This window comes from Roseibium sp. HPY-6, from assembly GCF_040530035.1.
Lineage (GTDB): Bacteria > Pseudomonadota > Alphaproteobacteria > Rhizobiales > Stappiaceae > Roseibium.
In genome coordinates this window covers 3161096-3181541 of sequence record NZ_JBEWCD010000002.1, presented here as the reverse complement: position 1 = coordinate 3181541, position 20446 = coordinate 3161096, and the positions used below count along the sequence as shown (strand labels likewise).

General features: G+C 55.3%; 21 protein-coding genes. 15 read left to right on the top strand and 6 right to left on the bottom strand.

The window, feature by feature from the left end:
- Nucleotides 1-42 precede the first annotated feature (42 nt).
- The 6 genes from ABVF61_RS25705 to ABVF61_RS25680 all read left to right on the top strand — a co-directional run bounded on the left by ABVF61_RS25705 (nucleotide 43) and on the right by ABVF61_RS25680 (nucleotide 3515).
- The gene (locus tag ABVF61_RS25705; RefSeq protein WP_353996362.1) at nucleotides 43-507 is read left to right on the top strand and encodes a hypothetical protein; all 465 of its coding nucleotides are present in this window, start codon (nucleotides 43-45) and stop codon (nucleotides 505-507) included.
- 18 nt (nucleotides 508-525) lie between these two features.
- The gene (locus ABVF61_RS25700; RefSeq protein ID WP_353996361.1) at nucleotides 526-774 is read left to right on the top strand and encodes a GlsB/YeaQ/YmgE family stress response membrane protein; all 249 of its coding nucleotides are present in this window, start codon (nucleotides 526-528) and stop codon (nucleotides 772-774) included.
- Nucleotides 775-830: 56 nt separating this feature from the next.
- On the top strand, nucleotides 831-1070 hold the full coding sequence (locus ABVF61_RS25695; RefSeq protein WP_353996360.1) for a GlsB/YeaQ/YmgE family stress response membrane protein: 240 nt from the start codon (nucleotides 831-833) through the stop codon (nucleotides 1068-1070).
- Nucleotides 1071-1205: 135 nt separating this feature from the next.
- Complete coding sequence (locus ABVF61_RS25690; protein WP_353996359.1) at nucleotides 1206-2000, top strand: thioesterase family protein; 795 nt, start codon at nucleotides 1206-1208, stop codon at nucleotides 1998-2000.
- A 56-nt stretch (nucleotides 2001-2056) separates the two neighbouring features.
- Nucleotides 2057-3031 carry a lipoyl synthase gene (lipA, locus tag ABVF61_RS25685; RefSeq protein ID WP_353996358.1) on the top strand — a complete coding sequence of 325 codons (975 nt, stop codon included), beginning with the start codon at nucleotides 2057-2059 and terminating at the stop codon, nucleotides 3029-3031.
- 31 nt (nucleotides 3032-3062) lie between these two features.
- Nucleotides 3063-3515: a type II toxin-antitoxin system RatA family toxin gene (locus tag ABVF61_RS25680; protein WP_353996357.1), complete on the top strand. Its 453-nt coding sequence runs from the start codon at nucleotides 3063-3065 to the stop codon at nucleotides 3513-3515.
- Nucleotides 3516-3535: 20 nt separating this feature from the next.
- On the opposite strand, the gene ABVF61_RS25675 is transcribed toward ABVF61_RS25680, so the two are convergent.
- The 5 genes from ABVF61_RS25675 to ABVF61_RS25655 all read right to left on the bottom strand — a co-directional run bounded on the left by ABVF61_RS25675 (nucleotide 3536) and on the right by ABVF61_RS25655 (nucleotide 7077).
- Nucleotides 3536-3970, bottom strand: a complete 435-nt coding sequence (locus ABVF61_RS25675; protein WP_353996356.1) for a hypothetical protein — start codon at nucleotides 3968-3970, stop codon at nucleotides 3536-3538.
- 98 nt (nucleotides 3971-4068) lie between these two features.
- The gene (locus ABVF61_RS25670; RefSeq protein WP_353996355.1) at nucleotides 4069-4545 is read right to left on the bottom strand and encodes a hypothetical protein; all 477 of its coding nucleotides are present in this window, start codon (nucleotides 4543-4545) and stop codon (nucleotides 4069-4071) included.
- Between the two features lie 188 nt (nucleotides 4546-4733).
- The gene (locus ABVF61_RS25665; protein ID WP_353996354.1) at nucleotides 4734-5201 is read right to left on the bottom strand and encodes a hypothetical protein; all 468 of its coding nucleotides are present in this window, start codon (nucleotides 5199-5201) and stop codon (nucleotides 4734-4736) included.
- A 90-nt stretch (nucleotides 5202-5291) separates the two neighbouring features.
- Entirely contained in the window at nucleotides 5292-5816 is a 525-nt protein-coding gene (locus ABVF61_RS25660; protein WP_353996353.1) for a CinA family protein, read from the bottom strand.
- A 7-nt stretch (nucleotides 5817-5823) separates the two neighbouring features.
- Nucleotides 5824-7077, bottom strand: coding sequence for a bifunctional 2-C-methyl-D-erythritol 4-phosphate cytidylyltransferase/2-C-methyl-D-erythritol 2,4-cyclodiphosphate synthase (locus ABVF61_RS25655; protein ID WP_353996352.1), 1254 nt, complete (start codon nucleotides 7075-7077; stop codon nucleotides 5824-5826).
- 181 nt (nucleotides 7078-7258) lie between these two features.
- Between ABVF61_RS25655 and dusB the strand changes: the two genes are divergently transcribed.
- From dusB to hflX, 9 genes are all read left to right on the top strand, one after another.
- Nucleotides 7259-8251: a tRNA dihydrouridine synthase DusB gene (gene dusB, locus ABVF61_RS25650; RefSeq protein ID WP_353996503.1), complete on the top strand. Its 993-nt coding sequence runs from the start codon at nucleotides 7259-7261 to the stop codon at nucleotides 8249-8251.
- Nucleotides 8252-8283: 32 nt separating this feature from the next.
- Nucleotides 8284-9399, top strand: a complete 1116-nt coding sequence (locus tag ABVF61_RS25645) for a two-component system sensor histidine kinase NtrB (RefSeq protein WP_353996502.1) — start codon at nucleotides 8284-8286, stop codon at nucleotides 9397-9399.
- 2 nt (nucleotides 9400-9401) lie between these two features.
- A complete protein-coding gene (gene ntrC / locus ABVF61_RS25640; protein WP_353996351.1) occupies nucleotides 9402-10841 on the top strand; it encodes a nitrogen regulation protein NR(I) in 1440 nt (479 codons plus the stop codon).
- 306 nt (nucleotides 10842-11147) lie between these two features.
- On the top strand, nucleotides 11148-13412 hold the full coding sequence (locus ABVF61_RS25635) for a sensor histidine kinase NtrY-like (protein ID WP_353996350.1): 2265 nt from the start codon (nucleotides 11148-11150) through the stop codon (nucleotides 13410-13412).
- Nucleotides 13402-14769: a nitrogen assimilation response regulator NtrX gene (gene ntrX, locus ABVF61_RS25630; protein WP_353996501.1), complete on the top strand. Its 1368-nt coding sequence runs from the start codon at nucleotides 13402-13404 to the stop codon at nucleotides 14767-14769. Before ABVF61_RS25635 ends, ntrX begins: the two co-directional genes overlap by 11 nt.
- 50 nt (nucleotides 14770-14819) lie before the next feature.
- Nucleotides 14820-16196 (top strand): Trk system potassium transporter TrkA, encoded by a 1377-nt coding sequence (trkA, locus tag ABVF61_RS25625; RefSeq protein WP_299484112.1) that lies wholly within the window; start codon nucleotides 14820-14822, stop codon nucleotides 16194-16196.
- A gap of 103 nt (nucleotides 16197-16299) precedes the next feature.
- On the top strand, nucleotides 16300-17163 hold the full coding sequence (locus ABVF61_RS25620; protein WP_353996349.1) for a D-amino-acid transaminase: 864 nt from the start codon (nucleotides 16300-16302) through the stop codon (nucleotides 17161-17163).
- A gap of 188 nt (nucleotides 17164-17351) precedes the next feature.
- A complete protein-coding gene (hfq, locus tag ABVF61_RS25615; RefSeq protein ID WP_172670818.1) occupies nucleotides 17352-17609 on the top strand; it encodes an RNA chaperone Hfq in 258 nt (85 codons plus the stop codon).
- Entirely contained in the window at nucleotides 17610-19040 is a 1431-nt protein-coding gene (hflX, locus tag ABVF61_RS25610) for a GTPase HflX (RefSeq protein ID WP_502949994.1), read from the top strand.
- 60 nt (nucleotides 19041-19100) lie between these two features.
- Here hflX and ABVF61_RS25605 read toward each other — a convergent pair whose 3' ends face one another.
- A complete protein-coding gene (locus ABVF61_RS25605) occupies nucleotides 19101-20372 on the bottom strand; it encodes an MFS transporter (protein ID WP_353996348.1) in 1272 nt (423 codons plus the stop codon).
- Nucleotides 20373-20446: the final 74 nt, after the last annotated feature.

Sequence of the window (20446 nt, the reverse complement as noted above, 5' to 3'; positions counted from 1 at the left end):
GATCTGGATGATCATGCAGTCCGTTCGGATCGGGGACAAGGCATGCTGGGCTATTTATCTGACGGGCTGCGGTTCTTGAGCTTCGAGGGAAGCTGGTCGCTGAAACCTCATGAGGCTTTGACCCTGAACGCGGCGCTCGCGTGGCTCCCCGGCGATCTTGAAAATACCGCCCGAAAACAGATCGCTCAGCGCTTCTTCGTCGAGCGGATGTCTGGCGGAAGGGTTCCGTGTTTCCGCTACTACCGGATGGACCCAGGTTTGAAGATAGAGGGACCGTTGGGGTCAGGCGATCATTTTATCAATGTCGTCCTGAAAATTGGGCGCCGTCGTCTCAACGCAAAGTGCGTCCTGCATGATGGCGTTGTGTTCGGTTTGGAATTTCCAAAGCCCGGCAGCTTTTTCAAAAATGCCGATATTGAAGTCGGTTCGGTGAGTTGTGATGAAACCGCCTTCAGTTACACTGCCGTCCTGGACCGTGCGGAACACGGCATCGACAGCGGTGATTGATCGTGAGGGGAAAGTCTGATGGATGCGAAAGCAATTTTTATCTGGATAGCCATCGGGATCGCGGCCGGTTGGCTTGCGAGTATCTTCGTCGGCGGCGGTGGCATCATTCGCTATTTGCTCACTGGCGTTCTCGGCGCTTTTGTCGGCGGGTTTATTTTCAAATTCGCCGGTATCAACATCAATCTCGGCAACACCTATGTGAACGAAATCGTGGTTGCCGCTGTCGGAGCGATCGTTGTCGTGCTGGTGGCACGTCTTCTGGCTTGAATGAAACGCCGCAGGCGGTGGTGTTCTGGTTCCACCAAAACTGAAGAGGACATGGCATGGGACTGATTGTTTCCGCAATTATAGGTTTGATCGCGGGCGCAGTTGCTCACCGTGTCCTGAACAGCCGGGGTGGTTTCCTCGGCAGCCTGGTTGTCGGTCTGATCGGTGCGCTCCTGGGCGGAGAACTGGCGTCGATCCTCAATCTGAATCTGGCCGGCGGGTTTGTCGACCGTCTGATTGTCGCGATTGTCGGCGCGATCCTGTTTTTGTTTATCTGGAAAAAGGTCTTCAAGTAGAACTCGCTCATAAAAGTATAAGGATGAGTACGCCGCACATCACGCTGCATCCCGTGCACCTGATCTGTTTGCGAGTTGTCTGGACCTGAAGAGGATCGGACAGAACCAACGGTTACTGTTTCAAGGGAACTCTGAATGGGGATCACGTCAGATAAATCGGAATTTCGGCTCGCGACGTACGGTACCCTGGCTCCGGGACGCGCCAATCATGCGCAATTGAAGGATCTTCAAGGACGTTGGACGGAAGGTACGGTGCGTGGCCGGCTCGTCCAGGCCGGCTGGGGAGCGGCACTCGGGTTTCCCGCCCTTGTCCTCGACCCTGAAGGACAAAATGTCGAGGTGTTTATCTTTGAAAGCGCCGAACTTCCTGATCACTGGGATCGCCTGGACGCTTTTGAAGGAGAAGGATATCAGCGTGTGGAAACGCTCGTGAATACCGACGACGGATCGGTATCTGCTTTCATCTATGTCGTTGCCGAACAGCCACGTGAAGCCGGGGCGGGGCGACAACGGGCAGGCATTGGCGCTTTCCCGTTAAAAACGACCGACAAGCTTCGATACGCAGACACCGATCGGCAAGGGCATATCAACAATGCGGTGTTCAACACGTTTCTCGAAACGGGCAGGGTCGAACTCCTTTATGGGGATGAACTTATGCTGGAGGGCGCGGCGTTCGTCATCGCGCGGCTGGAACTCGATTTCCTTGCCGAGATCAACTGGCCTGGAACCGTGGAGATCGGGACGGCGGTGAAGGAGGTCGGACGCAGTTCCTTCAAGCTTTTTCAGCGCGTGTTCCAGGACGGCACGCCTGTCGCAGAGGCTGTCACGATCATCGTTCAGATGAACGATACAACCCGCAGGTCGGTCCCGCTTTCAGAAAACGCTCGTGAGAGGTTGGCAGAACTGGTCAGACCTGCGCTCAGCACATAGCTGGCTCACTTCCATTATATCTTGACCTTTCATAGGAATAACGACACTTAAGGCCCATGGTTACGATCGTCGACACGCTCAATCGCCCGAAGGAAAAGTCAGATGCCCGTCCGCGGCATCCGGAAAAGGAACATCGTCCGGACAATCCTATTCAGCGCAAGCCGAAATGGATCCGCGTCAAGGCGCCGACGTCGCCCGTTTATCGCGAAACCCAGAATGTGGTGCGCGACAACAATCTCGTCACCGTTTGCGAAGAAGCAGGTTGTCCTAACATCGGTGAGTGCTGGTCAAAAAAACACGCCAGCTTCATGATCCTTGGCGATACCTGTACGCGGGCTTGCGCCTTCTGCAATGTCAGGACCGGAATGCCCGGGCCGGTTGACCAGAACGAGCCGCAAGGTGTCGCAGATGCCGTTGCGACCATGGGTTTGCAACATGTTGTCGTGACATCCGTTGATCGCGATGATCTCGACGACGGTGGCGCGCAGCACTTTGCAGATGTGATTGAAGCCATCCGGCAAACGTCACCGAGCACCACCGTCGAAGTGCTGACGCCTGACTTCCTGCGCAAGGACAGTGCCCTTGAAACAGTTGTTGCGGCCAAGCCCGACGTCTTCAATCACAATCTCGAAACCGTGCCTTCGAAGTATCTGACTGTGAGGCCGGGAGCGCGTTACTTTCATTCTATCCGCCTTCTCCAGAAGGTGAAGGAACTTGATCCGGAAATGTTCACAAAGTCCGGTATCATGGTAGGACTGGGGGAGATCCGGAACGAGGTATTGCAGCTGATGGACGACCTGCGCGCTGCTGACGTGGATTTCCTGACGATTGGTCAGTATCTGCAGCCATCCAAGAAACATCACCCGGTAATGTCGTTTGTAACGCCCGAAGAGTTCAAGGGATACGAGCGCATAGCTTATGCCAAGGGCTTCCTGAAGGTTTCAGCCAGCCCACTTACGCGCTCGTCTCACCATGCTGGTGAGGACTTCGCTGAATTGCGGGCAGCGCGAAAAGCAAAACTCGGCCACTAGGCCCTGCGGCGAACGGGATCTGACAAACTGCATGCCCAGTTTCTCTTCCAATCACAAGGTCAGTCACAAGGCGGACGATATGTTCCGCCTTGTCGCCGATGTGGAGCAGTATCCCCAATTCGTTCCCTTGTGTCAGGGACTTCATGTGCGCGGCCGCAAAGAACTTGATGACGGCCGCACGGTACTCGTTGCCGATATGACGGTCGCCTACAAGCTTTTCAAAGAGACGTTCACCAGTCGTGTCGAGTTGCGTCCCGAGGCCCGCACCATTCTCGTTGAATACCTGGATGGGCCGTTCAAGCATCTAGAAAACAAATGGACGTTTGAGGATGCGGAAGAGGGAAGCTGCAATGTCGGCTTCTTCATTTCCTACGAATTCAAAAGCCGCACGCTCGGCTCGCTCATGGGCGTCATGTTCGACAAAGCATTCAGAAAGTTCTCAAGTGCCTTCGAAGCGCGCGCAGACGAAGTCTACGGCACTTGAACCAGTGGTATCAAACCAGATTACTTGTAGTCTTTGAAGGCGTCGCGAATGGTTTGCAGGCGGCTCGATCTCATATCGAGCGGCTTGTTCGCTGCTCTGATTTTCGCCACTTCACGCTTGGATAAGCCCAGGTCTTCCAAGGTCGCGAAGGCGCTGTTGTCCTTGCAGACAATTTTTCGGGCAGCGCCTGTGTTTTCTTCCAGGATAAGGGTTCGGCCCGCAGCATTTTGCTGTTCGGTCCAAATGACGGTTGTTGATGAGACCCAAAAACTGCGATTGCAATAGCTCGCACGGTGATAGCCTGATTTCGGCTTGACGAGAATTTCATGGAACCCGGTGAACTTGCCGTTGGCATGTTGTGACCGGATATAGAAATCGCTTTTGGCGAACGCTGTCCCCGTCAGACCGGCACAGGTCATAAGCGTCAGTGCAATGCATGCCATCGAGCGTTTCATGCTTGAGATCCTCTATCGAGCCCAGCTTAACCCCATTGGATGCAAAGAATACGTGACTTAGCTTACCCCTTCGTTACCCGCCTAAGGACAATTTGACTTTATTGGTCATGAAATGACTGGGTGGCTTTTTCCTTGCCATTTTGGTTGAAGGCGTCGCGGATCGCGGCAAAGCGGCTGATCTTGTCGATTGTCAGACCGTCATTTTGAATAATAACCCTTGGGTCTTCCGTGACCCCCAGTCCCTTCAGTGTAACCTGCTCGGCGGGACGCTCACATATGGGGCGCCAGCCTTTGCCCCAGTTGAATTCAACGCGAACGGCATAGTTGCGTTCCACTTCCAGCTGCGTCCACGCGATGGTTGCATACCGAACCCAGTAGGAACGATTGCAATATTCAACTCTCACGAGGTCGTCGGCACGTCTGTTGTAAATGCGGTGGGAGCCTCGAAAGTGACGGTTCTCATCGCGCGAGATTATGTAAGTGTCGCCGACGATCGGAGTTTCCGATTGAGCGTTGGACTGCACTGCCGAAAGAACAAAAAATCCAAGTGTCAGCAATAACTTATGAAACCACATAATCTGCCTTCTCCAACGCGAGTGACCTTCGCGTCTTGCTCTGTCCAGCGATAACTCTTGGTTGTTGTTGATGCGAAGATATGTCTGCTTCTTGTAGAACTGATTGAAAGCGGGCCTGGCGTTTTATTAAAAATTTATGTTCCCTTATTTGGTGTGCCTCTAGCTTATTCAATCAAGCTGAGGGTTTATCACCTGCTGTGAAAGCTTCCCTCTGGATTGTCGGAGTTTGCGGGACGGAACATGGCGCCGAAGGCTGCCAGGCGGCTTGCTGAGGGCTTGTCATTTTCCAGGCTTGCGAGATATTCGCGGGCGGTGACGAGTACACCAACGTCCCGAAGCGTGACCTCCTGTTCGGGATTGGCGCAAATCGGACGCCATCCGCGTCCAAAATTATATTCGACGTGGACCACATTTCCGCGCTCGACTTCCAGCTGCGTCCAGGCGACCGAGCTGCTGCGCACGTAATAGTCACTCGCGCAGTAAGTCACTTCCTGCATGTCAGGCGCGAAGTCCTTGAACAGCTTGTGACTTCCGACGAATTGACCGGCGGCGTCCCTTGAAATCAGAAAATAGTCACCGGGCTGCGGGAGAGGAGAGGCAGACACGGAAGTGCCCAGGCTAAAGATGGCGATCAGTACCGCGAAAGGTTTTTTCATCTTAGAAGGCAATCGACTGAAAGTTTGGACCGGGATGAGGGGACTATAGGTCTGCCAACCCGGAAAACCCAGCAAGAACGCGCAGGATCCTTAACGATCCTTTTCGATTGTCAATGCATTTAGAACGGACGTCAAAGCTGTCTGGATCGTCTCAAGCCGGATTGATTTTCTGCCCCGGTCTGCGAACCAGCAATGGAAATGCTGCGTTGGTTTGTCGGTTTCCGCTACGGCAATGTGCACTGTTCCAACCGGCTTTTCCTCAGAGCCGCCACCAGGTCCGGCGATGCCGGTTACCGAGACGGCAATATCTGCTTCGGAGCGCGACAGGGCTCCCTCTGCCATGGCAATGGCCACATCCTTGCTGACAGCGCCGACACGGGCGATCAGGTCGGCGGCGACACCAAGCAGTTCTGTCTTGGCTTTGTTGGAATAAGTTACGAACCCCCGGTCCACTGCAGCGGAAGATCCTGCGATTTCGGTCAGCGACGCAATGATCAGCCCACCTGTGCAAGATTCCGCTGTCGCGATCAACTTGCCGTTCGATTTGAGTTCTTCCAGAACGCTGTTTGCCAACGATGTCAGATCTTCAAAGTCGTTCAGTCTTGTTTCTGGCATGGCGGTGTCACTCATTTTCGGGAAACGGGAGGCGAACGGTCACGCTTGCCAGGGCTGCAATGCCTTCCTTACGACCTGTAAATCCCAGTCTTTCGGACGTTGTTGCCTTGATGGAAACCCGGGAGGCGGGCAGTTCGCAGATTCTGGCCACCGAATTCCGGATCTCTGCGCGGTGCGGCCCTATCTTTGGCTCCTCGCATACGATCGTGATATCGATATGGGCAAGCCTGCCGCCAAGCTTTTTCACGCGTTCAAGCGCGTCTGCTTGAAATCTGTCGGATGATGCACCCTTCCATTGCGGGTCGCTCGGTGGAAAGTGCTGGCCAATATCACCGTCGCCAATCGCGCCGAGCGTTGCATCGGTAATTGCGTGAAGGACAACGTCTGCGTCCGAATGCCCCTTGAGCTTCTTTACATGCGGAACCGCAACACCGCCAAGCACCACCTGATCCCCTTTATCGAAGGCATGAACATCGTACCCGATCCCGGTCCGGATATCCTGGAGATGTGACAATGGAGGATTGAGAGCGTGCATTTTTGTCATTGATGGTGCTTTTGCCTGTTGATCTGCTCTTTTAAGGTCCGGTGCCGTGGTGATCTTAAAATTGGAGGGGTCTCCGTCGCTCAGTTCAATCCTCATTCCTGCCCATTCGGCTAAACCTGTGTCGTCGGTGAAATCGACAAGACCTTCCAGAGCGGCTTTCGAGTGTGCCTCGAGTATGGCCGGGAACGGAAACGCCTGTGGGGTTTGTGCGGCCCACAGGCCGCGCCTGTCTATGGTTTCAAGCGGCTTGTCGGGTTCGGTCGATTTTTTGAGCGTGTCAGCAACCGGTACTGCTGCGAGTGCGCCTTCGGCGCCTGCGTCGAGTTTGTCAAAGAGGGATTTCAGCACTTCAATAGAGACAAATGGTCTTGCTGCATCGTGGATGAAAACAAAATCGCAGCTCAAACTGCGGAGCGCTTTCAAACCCTCCAGAACAGATAACTGCCGTGTCTCGCCGCCAAAAGTCATTTCCAGATTGACAAGCGCGGCCGGCAAAGCCGCTTTACTTGCGGCGGTTTCGTAGAGGTCAACATCGTCCGGGTGGATGACAGTTACGATAGTTGAAATTCGGGGATGCGCCGCAAGGGCTTCCAGTGTATGGGACAGGACCGGTCTTCCGGCGATGGACCTATATTGTTTGGGCAGGGCTGTGTCAGAACCCGCCAGACGCGTGCCCCGTCCAGCCGCGACGACGAGAGCTGCTGCCGTTTTGCCCATAGGCGGTCTCCTTGCGGGTTGGTTGGCGTAAATCACTGATCGTCTTTAACGAACTTCCTATGCAAATCGCAATTTTAGACTTGTTGCGATGCAGAAATTGTCTACAATATAGGCAGATTGTTTTTTGCACAGGTAATAAGCAGAAGAAGAGAGCTGCGTGCCGGAATTCAATAAACCACTCATGATTGGGCCCCATCTGATGCCCAATCGCGCTGTTCTCGCTCCCATGTCGGGTGTGACGGATCTGCCCTTTCGTCGGATCGCCGCACGTTATGGCGCCGGTATGGTCGTCAGTGAAATGGTCGCAAGCGAATCTTTCATCAAAGGTGATGCTGAAACCCAGATGCGGGCCGAAGCCCAAAGTTCAGGCCTGCATGTTGTCCAGCTCGCCGGCAGGGAAGCGAAATGGATGGGGGAGGCTGCAAAAGTCATCGCCGATCTCGGTGCTGATGTCATAGATATCAACATGGGCTGCCCAGCGAAAAAAGTCACGTCCGGGTATTCCGGTTCTGCCCTGATGCGGGACCTAGATCACGCCCTGACCTTGATAGACGCGACTGTGGCGGCGGTTCGCATTCCGGTGACTGTCAAAATGAGGCTCGGATGGGATGACAATTCCCTCAATGCGCCTGAATTGGCGAACCGCGCAGAAGCTGCCGGTGTCCAACTGATCACGGTGCACGGACGGACCAGATGTCAGTTTTACAAGGGTACAGCAAACTGGCATGCAATCCGGTGCGTGAAGGAAGCCATTTCGATCCCGCTGATTGCCAATGGTGACTGCAAGGGCATTGAGGATGCTGAAAACATGCTCGAAGCCTCCGGTGCGGATGGCGTCATGATCGGGCGAGGGGCGTACGGCCGGCCCTGGCTTCCCGGGTGCGTCGGACACTATCTGGAAACCGGGAAATTCCTGGACGCACCCTCAATGACGGAATTTTCGGATCTTGTCTCGGAACACTATGAAGCAATTCTCAGCCACTACGGTCAGGCACAGGGCGTTCGCATAGCGCGCAAGCACCTTGGCTGGTATCTCGACGTCGCTCATAACCGCACGGATGGCATGATGCCGGGCGCTGAGCGCAGGACCCTCATGACATCGGACCGTCCGGCGGAAGTCTTGAAGCTGGTTGCGGACTGGTTTGCAACATCGAACGAACGGATAGCTGCGTGAGCGATTTGAGATCTGAGACTGGCCGCACGGCCATGCTCGCGAGCGACGGACCCAGCATTCTCGATGCCCTTCCGCACCCGGTCTTGCTGGTTGCTCCTGACGGCGTCATTGAGTCCGCAAACATGGCGGCAGAAATTTTCATGCGTTCGAGCGCGTCGGTTCTGAGGCGCCATCCGATCAGTGACTTTGTGCCTTTTGGCAGTCCGCTTCTGACGCTGATCGAACAGGTTCGCGAGCGGGCCGCACCAGTAAATGAATACAAGGTGGATATTGGTTCACCGCGCATTGGCGCACCGAAAATGGTCGATATCAATGCTGCGCCTGTCTCCGATCGGCCAGGGGCTGTGGTGCTCATGTTCCAAGAGCGCACAATGGCCGAAAAGATCGATCGGCAGCTGACATCGCGCGGGGCTGCAAGGACGGTCACCAGCCTTGCAGCCATGCTTGCGCATGAAATCAAAAATCCTCTTTCGGGGATCAGGGGGGCGGCGCAACTGCTGGAACAGTCGGTGGTGGACGACGACCGCTCACTCACACGCCTTATCATGGACGAAGCGGATCGCATCGTGAAACTGGTGGATCGCATGGAGGTCTTCTCCGACGAGCGGCCGATCGAGCGGGAACCAGTGAATATTCATGTTGTCCTCGATCGCGTGAAGAGCCTTTCGGACAACGGATTTGCCCGAAACAAGCGGATCGTCGAGATATACGACCCGTCGCTGCCGCCGGTTTTTGCAAACAAGGATCAGCTGATCCAGGTGTTCCTCAACCTGGTCAAGAATGCCAGCGAGGCGATCGGTGACGATCCGGACGGTGAAATCCGTATTTCGACGGCCTTTCGCCCTGGTGTGCGCCTGTCCGTACCAGGAACCGAGGCACGCGTGAGCCTGCCTCTGGAATTTTGTGTACAGGACAACGGCCCGGGGGTTCCGGACGATCTCTTGCCACACCTTTTCGAGCCGTTCATCACGACGAAGACAAACGGCTCAGGACTGGGATTGGCACTTGTTGCGAAGATCATCGGCGATCATGGCGGCGTCATTGAATGCGACAGCCAGCGAGAGCGTACAATTTTTCGAATTCTGATGCCCGCGTATTCAGGTGAAATGCAGCCGGACACAGACAAGACCAGCCAGGGAACCGACTAACGATGCCGACAGGTACGATCCTTGTTGCAGATGATGATGCTGCCATCCGAACGGTGCTGAATCAGGCGCTTTCCAGGGCTGGTTACACGGTCCGGCTCACATCAAACGCCTCGACGCTATGGCGATGGGTTTCTTCGGGCGATGGCGATCTTGTCATTACGGACGTGGTTATGCCGGACGAGAACATCTTCGATGTCTTGCCGCGCATGAAAAAGATGCGGCCGGAACTGCCGGTGCTGGTAATGAGTGCTCAAAACACGTTCATGACCGCGATCAAGGCGTCCGAAAAGGGTGCTTACGAATATCTGCCCAAACCTTTTGACCTGAAGGAACTCACCAACATTGTCCAAAGGGCGCTGGAAGAGCCAAAGAAGCGGCCCGCGCTTGATATGGAAGATGCGGGTGAGGGGATGCCGCTCGTTGGCAGGTCTCCAGCGATGCAGGAGATTTACCGTATTCTGGCCAGGCTTATGCAGACCGACCTGACGGTGATGATCAATGGAGAGTCCGGTACAGGCAAGGAACTCGTCGCGCGCGCGCTTCACGACTATGGCAAAAGGCGCAACGGACCGTTTGTCGCCATCAACATGGCTGCCATTCCTCGCGACCTGATCGAAGCTGAATTGTTCGGGCACGAGAAAGGGGCATTTACCGGTGCTCAAAACAGAAGCTCCGGCCGTTTCGAACAGGCGGATGGCGGAACGCTGTTCCTCGACGAGATCGGGGACATGCCGATGGAAGCCCAAACGCGGCTCCTCAGGGTCTTGCAGCAGGGAGAATACACGACCGTGGGCGGGCGCACGCCGATCAAAACGGATGTGCGTATCGTAGCGGCAACCAACAAGGATCTCCGTCACCTGATCAATCAGGGTCTCTTCCGGGAGGATCTCTATTTCAGGCTGAATGTCGTGCCCATCAGATTGCCGCCTTTGCGCGAACGCGTGGAAGATATTCCGGATCTGGTTCGGCATTTCTTCTCGCTCGTGGAAAAGGAAGGACTGCAGGCAAAGCAGATCGATCAGAACGCGCTCAACATGCTGCGCCGCTATCGTTGGCCGGGTAACGTGCGCGAACTGGAGAATCTGGTTCGCCGCCTGGCAGCGCTATATCCGCAGGACGTTATCAGCGAAAGCCTGCTTGACCAGGAACTCAGCCAGCCCAGCGTTGCCTCGGCAAACGAAGAAGCCAACGAGAGCGTCAATCTCGGAGGATCGGTTGAGAAGTATCTGACCGGCTATTTCGACACGTTCGGAGAAGCGTTGCCGCCTCCCGGGCTCTACCACCGCATTCTGCGCGAGGTGGAGTATCCGCTGATCAGCGCCGCGCTTGCGGCAACGCGCGGCAATCAGATCAAGGCTGCTGAACTTCTCGGCGTCAATCGAAACACCTTGCGGAAAAAGATCCGGGACCTGGATATTCAGGTTATGCGTTCGGCGCGCTGAAGATCAGCATAGGTTTCAAACTCATACAGGGCTGCGTTTGACGTAGCTCCCTGCGGTGCGACTGCAGCGTCTTGCAAGATGTTGGCGAAACTAGCCTTTCAGGCCGGGTAACGCTCAGGCGCAACGCAGCTGCCTTACAGATCTATTTGGCCTCTCGAAAATTTGAAAAGTCTGCTCAAATCGTCCACCGCAAAATTTTGGGCGGAGGCCAAGTCTGTCGCAATTTCGCAACATTGTGTGATAAGTTTGCAGCAAATTTCTATACCGCCGCCGGTCTCTGGCGGTGAACCTTTTTCTTGAGGCTGCATGATACTGGAAACAGTTCAGCAATCTGTTGTGCAATCGAGCTCTTCAGGCAAGCTGTGGCGGCGGGCTGGTCTCGCTGTGATGGTCGTCGCACTGATTTCTATCGCGGTGACCTTTTTCATCTTGATGGGGCTGACCTCGATAGATCCGACGCGCGACGTCATCATGACGGCAATGGCCATCAACGGCGCCCTTGCCGCCGTTCTGTTGGGTGTCGTTTCTGTTGAGATCCTGAAGCTCTGGCAGGCAAGGCGCCGAGGCCGCGCTGCGGCACGTCTCCACGTGCGCGTTGTCGCGCTATTCAGCCTGGTGGCGGCGGTACCTGCCGTCATGATGGCAATTCTCGCGGCAGTCACGCTCGACAGGGGGCTGGATCGCTGGTTCGAGGATCGCACACGTCAAATCATAGATAACGCGCTAACGGTGGCACAGGCGTATCTTCAGGAACACGCCAGAGTTCTGCGCGGCGATCTGATCGCCATGACGAAGGATATCGATCGTGCCAAGGCGATCTATGAATTCGAGCCCACCCGCTTCGATCAGTTTTTTGCAACCCAGGTTTCGCTGCGCGGCATACTTGGAGCCATGATTCTGGACGAAAAGGGAGATGTCGTCACCCGCGTCATCCTCGATCCGAATGCCCAGATCCCTTTGCCCCCAGCCGACAGCTTTTTCAAGGCCCAGTCCGGCGATCCCATATTGATCGCACCCGGTAGTTCCAATCTTGTCGGCGGCGTCATGAAGCTCTCCGCGTATGAGAATTTCTATCTTTATGCGGTGCGGGTCATTGATCCACGCGTTGTTGAATATCTGAGGCTCGCGGAGACGGGCGCCTCGCAATATCAGCAAATGGAAAACAGCCGTTTCGGTGTGCAGATCGCTTTCGCTTTCGTTTATCTCGGTGTCGCGCTGATCCTGCTCCTTTCTGCGATCTGGATCGGATTCGGGTTTGCGAACCGATTGGTTTCGCCGATCAGGGTGCTGATCTCTGCGGCGGATGAAGTGGCGAAGGGCAACTTGGCCGTAAAGGTGCATACGGAAAAATCCGGTGGCGACCTTACGAACCTCGGACTTACGTTCAACAAGATGACAGGACAGCTGCTCGGACAGAGAGATGCGCTTCTTGCCGCGAACGAACAGATCGATCGCCGACGCAGGTTCAACGAGGCAGTGCTGTCCGGCGTATCAACCGGAGTTATCGGCGTTGACGATGAAGCCTCGATCATGCTGATCAACCGATCGGCTCTGGAACTGCTCCAGCTCGACGAGGTTCAGATCCTGAACAAGCACTTGAGCGAAGTCGTGCCGGAACTGGCGGAATATATCGATAATGCCCTGGCAAACGATACGGAGAAATTGCCGGAAACCCAAGTTGAGGTAACGCGGGGCGGTCGCTTGAGAACCCTGAACGTCAGGATCACAAGCGAACAGTCCACGCGCCGCGAGCATGGCTTCGTGATCACGCTTGACGACATTACCGACCTCGTTTCCGCGCAGCGTAACTCGGCATGGGCCGATGTTGCCCGCCGGATTGCGCATGAGATCAAGAACCCGCTGACGCCTATCCAGTTGTCGGCTGAGAGGATCAGACGTCGTTACGGCAAGCGGATCGAGGAAGACCGGCAGGTTTTCGATCAGTGCATTGATACGATTGTCCGCCAAGTCGGCGATATCGGGCAAATGGTGGATGAGTTTTCGTCTTTTGCAAGGATGCGCAAACCAAACAAGGTCTCGGGTGATTTGCGCGAAGCCGTCCGCGACGCTGCCTTCATGCAGTCGGTTGCCAATCCTGAGATCTCCGTCAGCGCTGATGTGCCGAGCGAACCTGTCAAGGCGGTGTTCGATCCAAGACTGATCGGTCAGGCCCTGACGAATGTCGTAAAGAACGCAACCGAAGCCGTTGGCGCGCGCACCGGGGAGGACCTGCCGAAAGGAAGCGTGACGGTCCACCTCTACGAACAGGACGCAAACAACTCGGATCGCATCGTTGTCGATGTGATCGACAATGGCATAGGGCTGCCTGAGGAAAACAGGAGCAGGTTGCTTGAGCCTTATATGACGACGCGTGAAAAAGGTACGGGTCTCGGCCTCGCGATTGTCCGCAAAATTCTGGAAGACCATGGTGGCGGCGTCGAATTGCTCGATGCCCCCAAATCAACCCCTGACGAAACAGGCACTCTCGTGCGTTTGACCCTGGCAGCTCATGCCGAGATCGAACTGGAGAGTGATGAACAAGAGCAAGCAGTTACAGCTCATGGCGCATGATATTCTTGTCGTAGACGATGAAACCGATATCCGGGAAATGATTGCAGGTATCCTGGATGATGATGGTTACGGGACGCGGACAGCGCATGATTCCGACAGCGCTCTTGCTGCGGTCAAGGAGCGCAAGCCGTCTCTTGTGATCCTGGACATCTGGCTGCAGGGAAGCCGCCTGGACGGCCTTGCGCTGCTCGATGTCTTCAAGGAGACAGACCCGGATCTGCCGGTAGTGATCATTTCAGGTCACGGAAACATCGAAACGGCGGTCTCGGCGATCAAACGCGGCGCGTATGATTACATCGAAAAGCCGTTCAAGGCCGATCGACTGATACACATCGTCGAGCGTGCTCTTGAAGCGTCCAGCCTGAAGCGCGAGATCCGTGACCTCAAGCAGCGGAGCGGTGAGACCAGTGAGATCATAGGAGCGTCTTCTGCGGCACATAATTTACGCCAGACGATCCAGAAGATCGCCGGCACCAACAGCCGCATCCTGATTGTCGGTCCTTCGGGGTCCGGAAAGGAGCGCGCGGCACGGATGATCCATGATCAGTCGCCACGCACCAAAAGCCCTTTTGTTGTCCTGAATGCGGCGACCATCACGCCGTCCCGCATGGAAGAAGAGCTGTTCGGCATTGAAGACGAAAACGGAAATCTCAGAAAGATCGGCGCGCTGGAAGAAGCGCATGGCGGTACGCTTTACCTGGATGAAGTTGCTGACATGCCCGCGGAAACCCAGGGCAAGATTCTGCGCGTTCTCGTTGAGCAGAGTTTTGCCCGCGTCGGCGGAACGCAAAAGGTGCAAGTCGACATCAGGATCCTGTCTTCAACGTCCAAGAACCTTGAAGAACATATTGCGTCCGGTCTTTTCCGTCAGGATCTTTATCACCGCTTGAGCGTTGTGCCGCTTCGCGTTCCCGGTCTGGCCGAACGCAGGGAAGATATTCCGGTGCTTGTGCATCATTTCATGGAACAGATCTCAGGAGCGTCCGGAATTCCGCTTCGGCCGATCGGTGATGACGCGATGGCGGTACTGCAAACGCATGACTGGCCCGGAAACGTGCGTCAGTTGCGCAACAACGTCGAGCGGCTGATGATCCTGAGCCGGGGAGAGCCTGACAGCACGATCACCGCGGATCTTCTGCCTGCCGAGATAGGTGAAACGCTTCCCAACCTGCCGACATCTGGAACCGGTGAACATCTGATGTCCGTGCCGCTCCGCGAAGCGCGGGAAATTTTTGAGCGCGAATATCTGCAGGCGCAGATCAAGCGTTTTGACGGCAACATCTCACGGACCGCAGAGTTTGTCGGCATGGAACGGTCCGCCCTGCACCGAAAACTAAAAACCCTCGGAATGACATGAAAGCGATGATAACCGGTCGTGCCATTGTCTAGCGGGAAAGGGGTCTTCCCATGAAAATCGTCATTTGCGGTGCAGGCCAGGTCGGCTACGGCATTGCCGAGCGCCTTGCGGCGGAGCAGAACGATGTCTCTGTGATCGATTCCTCGCCGCAACTGATCAATGCGATCGGTGACCAACTCGATGTGCGCGGCTTTGTCGGGCACGGCGCGCATCCCGATATACTTGCACAGGCGGGTGCCGAAGAAGCGGATATGATCGTCGCCGTAACGCTCTATGACGAGGTCAACATGGTTGCCTGCCAGGTGGCCCACTCCTTGTTCAACGTGCCGACCAAGGTTGCCCGCATTCGCGCCCAGTCCTACCTTCAGGGCCGTTGGCGCAACCTCTTTTCGCGCGACAACATGCCGATCGACGTGATCATTTCACCTGAAATCGAGGTGGGTGAAATGGTCCTGCGGCGCCTTGCGTTGCCGGGTGCTGTGGAAACGGTTCGTTTTGCGGACGACCAGGTCGTCGTTGTCGGGATCATGTGTGAAGAGGATTGCCCCGTCGTCGATACGCCTCTACGGCAGCTGACGGAACTTTTTCCTGATCTGGGTGCGGTGGTTGTCGGGCTCTATCGGAACAATCGGCTGTTCGTACCCAAAAGCAGCGATTCAATCCTGACAGGCGATCTGGCCTATGTCGTCGCGAGGCGTGACCAGGTGCGCAGGACGCTCAGCATCTTTGGTCATGAGGAACCGGAGGCTGCCAAGGTTATCATCGCGGGTGGCGGCAATATCGGGCTCTATGTCGCCAAGGCACTCGAACAACGCCAAACGGGCACAAAGATCAAACTGATCGAGGCCTCGCGAGAACGGGCCATGTCGGTCGCCGACGATCTCAAGCGCTCCGTTATTCTGCACGGCAGCGCTCTGGACCAGATCATCCTCAACGAGGCGGACGCAGGCGACGCGGACACGATGGTCGCACTTACCAATGAGGACGAGGTCAACATCTTGTCGTCCGTCATGGCAAAGAAACTCGGCTGCAGACGCTCTTTGTCGCTCCTGAACAATCCAAGTTACCCGGCATTTGCAAATGCGCTTGGGATCGATGCGTTCATCAATCCGCGTGCCGTAACAATTTCCCGCATCCTGCAGCATGTGCGCCGAGGCCGTATCCGCGGTGTCCATTCTCTCCAGAACGGGGCTGCAGAAATAGTCGAGGCGGAAGCCCTCGACACCTCACCATTGGTTGGCAAGCCATTGCGCGTAATTGACTTGCCGTCCGGCATCCGGGTAGGGGCCGTTTTTCGAGGTGGCGAAGTCCTCACGCCGAACGGGGAGCTTCAGATTCAGGCACAGGATCGGATTGTCATTTTTGCAGTGGCGAACCGCGTGAGGCAGGTCGAGCAAATGTTCCGGGTCAGTCTTGACTTTTTTTAGGGCTATTTGTGTCTTTTCTGACCTTGCAAATACCTGACCGAACGTTCAAAACTGCGTTAAAGGCCAGTTGGCTGGCTTGGTTTGTATTTCGTTTGGAGGGCTCATGAGCCGGATCGCCTATGTCAACGGCCAGTATGTGCGGCACGCCGATGCTGCGGTGCACGTGGAAGATCGCGGGTACCAGTTCGCCGATGGTGTCTATGAAGTCTGCGAAGTCTGGCGCGGCAAGATTGTCGACATGCCAAGACATCTGGACCGCCTCGGCAGATCCTTGGGCGAACTTAAGATTGACTGGCCGATCTCACGCAGCGCAGTGGAGTTCGTGCTGCGGCAGGTTATACGGCGCAATCGGGTTGTAAACGGGCTTGTTTATATTCAGGTGACACGCGGTGTTGCCAAGCGGGACCACTTTTTCCCATCTGAAGACGTTGCGCCCTCTATTGTTGTCACGGCGAAGTCGACAAATCCGCTCGCGGCTGAAACGCAAGCTGAAAAGGGAATTGCCGTCGTAAGCTATCCGGAAAACAGATGGCCTCGCGTAGATATCAAGACAGTGGCACTTTTACCAAATGTGCTGGCCAAACAGCATGCAAAGGAAAACGGCGGCAAGGAAGCGTGGTACACCGATCAGGACGGCAACGTCACTGAAGGTGGGTCGACCAACGCATGGATTGTGACGAAGGACGGGGCGCTTGTGACGCGGCCGGCAGAAAGCGGGATCCTTCGCGGCATAACCCGCGCTGTTGTGCTTGACCTGGTTCAAAGAGAAGGGCTGACCTTTGAAGAAAGGCCATTTAGTCTGGAAGAAGCCTTTGAAGCTAAGGAAGCATTTGTCACCGCTGCGTCAACTTTGGTAATGCCGGTAACGCGGGTTGATGGCAAAATTATCGGCAACGGGCACCCGGGATCTGTCGCAACCCGATTGCGCGAACTGTTCCATACTGCTACTGATTTGCAGACGGCATGATTCGATTGGCCAAATATGGCTGTATGAATGGTACTGAAAGAGCAGAGGCAGACTGGTCTTTCTGGTGGGCAATACAAAAAGCGGGCAGTTCGTCAAACCTTAGCGTTTGAAATTGAAGAGCTTTTGACGGTAAGCTGCCGATACGCCGGATGCTCGGCCGCATCCGGGGATTTAACAGGATAAAAAGACTGATGGCTGAGCGCGCACAAAATCTCCAAGACACTTTCCTTAATCACGTTCGTAAACAAAAAACTCCTCTGACAATTTTTCTCATCAACGGTGTGAAATTGCAGGGTGTCGTGACCTGGTTTGACAATTTTTGTGTCCTCCTACGGCGCGACGGTCATTCCCAGCTCGTTTACAAGCATGCGATTTCCACAATTATGCCAAACGGTCCTGTTCAACTGTTCGATCAGGCTGAGGAAAACGCTGAAAAGGCTGGCTGATTGAAACCGAAGTCTCGCGCAGACGATTTTTCAAAATCAAACGGTGGCGAAGAACCGGGGCACAAAACACTCAGAATAAAAGATACTGGGGTAGATCGGCTGCCCCAGCCCTTTCGTGCGATGATCATTGAGCCGATCCTGCAGCTGCGGGGCGAGGGTGGCCAGCAGGATCTGCGCGGCAACCGTAGTCCGGAAGCACGGCTTGACGAGGCTATTGGGCTGAGCGCTGCAATTAATCTGGAAATTCTGCATTCTGGCGTTGTCAAGGTGAACAACCCGAAGCCCGGGACCTTGTTTGGTGAGGGAAAAGTATCCGAACTCGCCGGCATTGTTGCGAGCGATGACCTGGATCTCGTTGTCATCGATCATCCGCTTTCGCCGGTTCAGCAACGCAACCTTGAACGCAGGCTGCATACCAAGGTCATTGACCGGACGGGTCTCATTCTGGAAATTTTCGGCGACAGGGCCCGTACGAAGGAGGGGCGGCTGCAGGTCGATCTTGCCCATCTGACATGGCAGAAAAGCCGCCTTGTCCGGTCTTGGACGCACCTTGAGCGCCAGCGTGGCGGCGCAGGGTTCATGGGCGGGCCTGGGGAAACCCAGATCGAGGCCGACCGCCGCCAGATCCAGGACCGTATCATTGCCCTCCAGAAGCAGCTCGAAAGCGTCAGGCGCACACGCGAACTGCATCGCAAGAAACGCAAGAAAATTCCTCAGCCCGTGGTCGCGTTAGTCGGTTACACGAATGCTGGAAAGTCGACGCTTTTCAACCGGTTGACGGAGTCGGAAGTGTTCGCGAAAGACCTTTTGTTTGCGACACTGGATCCGACCCTTCGCAAGGTGACGCTGCCGCATGGTAAGGAGGTCATTCTTTCAGATACGGTCGGTTTCATTTCCGATCTGCCGACCCACCTTGTCGCCGCGTTTCGCGCCACACTGGAAGAGGTTCTGGAGGCCGACCTCATCCTTCATATCCGCGACATTGCCCATCCGGACACGGATGCACAAGCTCAAGACGTGAAGAAGACGCTTGAAGAGCTTGGTGTGGATGCGCACACCGGCGCGCCTATCATCGAAGTTTGGAACAAGATCGACTGCCTCGACGCGGCATACCGGGAGAAGTTGCTCGAAGAGGTGACGGACGATGGATCGGTTTCCGTCTCCGCTCTCACCGGAGCAGGCGTGGATCAGCTTTCCGCTAGGATCGATGCGTTTATCGCGCAGCATGACGACATCTTGAGTGTCCGGTTGCCCGTTTCCGATGGCGCGCTCCTGGCAAAGCTTTACCAGATGTCCGAAGTGCTTGAGCGAAATGACACGGAAGAATTCGTGATCGCGGACGTGCGGGTCTCAGACAAGCAGCGCGGACCCTTCCGGGACCAGTTTTCGGATTTTGTTCTGCCGGACGAGCTCGACGAAAACCCTGAATAGCGGCTACGTCGTCGCCTTTCAAAAAAAGCCGGGTAGAGAGACCACTCGGCGCTTTGCAAATTATTGTCTTTTCCCTTTTTGAGGCTTTTCGGTCAGGATCACACTGACGATAGCCGCAATCACGCTCGCAAACGTGATGAATATTATAGCCCAGACAGTCTCATGAAGATGCGCGATCGCAGCGAGAGCGGCCGACAGGACAATCATCACAAGGCGTACGAAGGACCGGGCAACGGCAATCCCGTTCACACGCTGATCCTTCGGCGCGATATCCATGTAGTAAAGGCTGAGAACCGCAGTGATACCTCTGACCGCGACTGTAACAATGAAGATCGCGACTGCATGGATCCTTACGTCATGATCGATGTCATAGATGTGCAGTATCGCGAGCGTCAAACCGGCCACGCCGATCATCAGAGCGCTTGTCATCATCACGAAGCGATGTGAAATGCTGTTGAGAGCGCCCCACAATGGTCCTGCAACGATGTATCCGAGAGCATAGGAAATTATAAGTGCCGTCAGGCCCCTGTTCGAAGTGTGATGCGCCTCGGCCGAAATCAGCGAAAAGAAAGGAACGGATAGAACCACGCTCGCAAAGACAAGCCTCAAAGCAATGAACTTCCGGAACCAGCCATTCTGCAGCATGCTGTAGACGTTGGTGAAATAGTTCGAAAGAGCCTTGAGCGGAGACCTGATAGGTGTGTCTTCGCGTGTCAGTCTTGGTGCCAGATCCTGAACCGCCAGCAGTGCGCAAGCTGAGAGCGTGAAGCACGTGATGCCGATTGCGACGAAAATCGAATGCCGGCTTACGGGAAGCAGCTCAAGTGTCAATTCATGCGCGGCCCAGGTGAGCGCGACCGCGAATGCACCTCCCAATGCCATTTGAACGTATTTGAGCGTCAGTCTCGACTTGGAGGCGAGATTGTCGCTAATGAAGTCCGTAAGCAACAATTGCTGAAACTCGTCGATCATTCCCATCACGAAGACGCAGACGACAAAAACAACCATCGTTTGAGATTTGCTGCCAAAGAGCACGGCGACGATGGTTGCTCCGAAACACACCGCGAGGGCTATGTCTGCAAGAGACAGCGCAAGTTTCCGGTTTCGGATACGGGAAATCGTGTCGAACAGAAAAATATCGGTCAGCGAGCTGGCCAATTGCCTTATGGACACAAGCGCGCCCACCATGAAGACCGGCATTCCAAGGGAAACGGCGAGAAACGTGAGGACAATGGACGGGCTTGCCATCATCCAGGCTGCAGTTGCCAACGTGCTCTGCCCGGCCAGTACCGGCAGATTTCGTTTTTCGGAAGTGTCGTCGTGAAGGGTCATGCAGCGATCAGGATCCTATTTGAGTCCTGAGGTAGCAAACCAGCACATTTTTTGAAACTGCTCGGCTGTCAAAA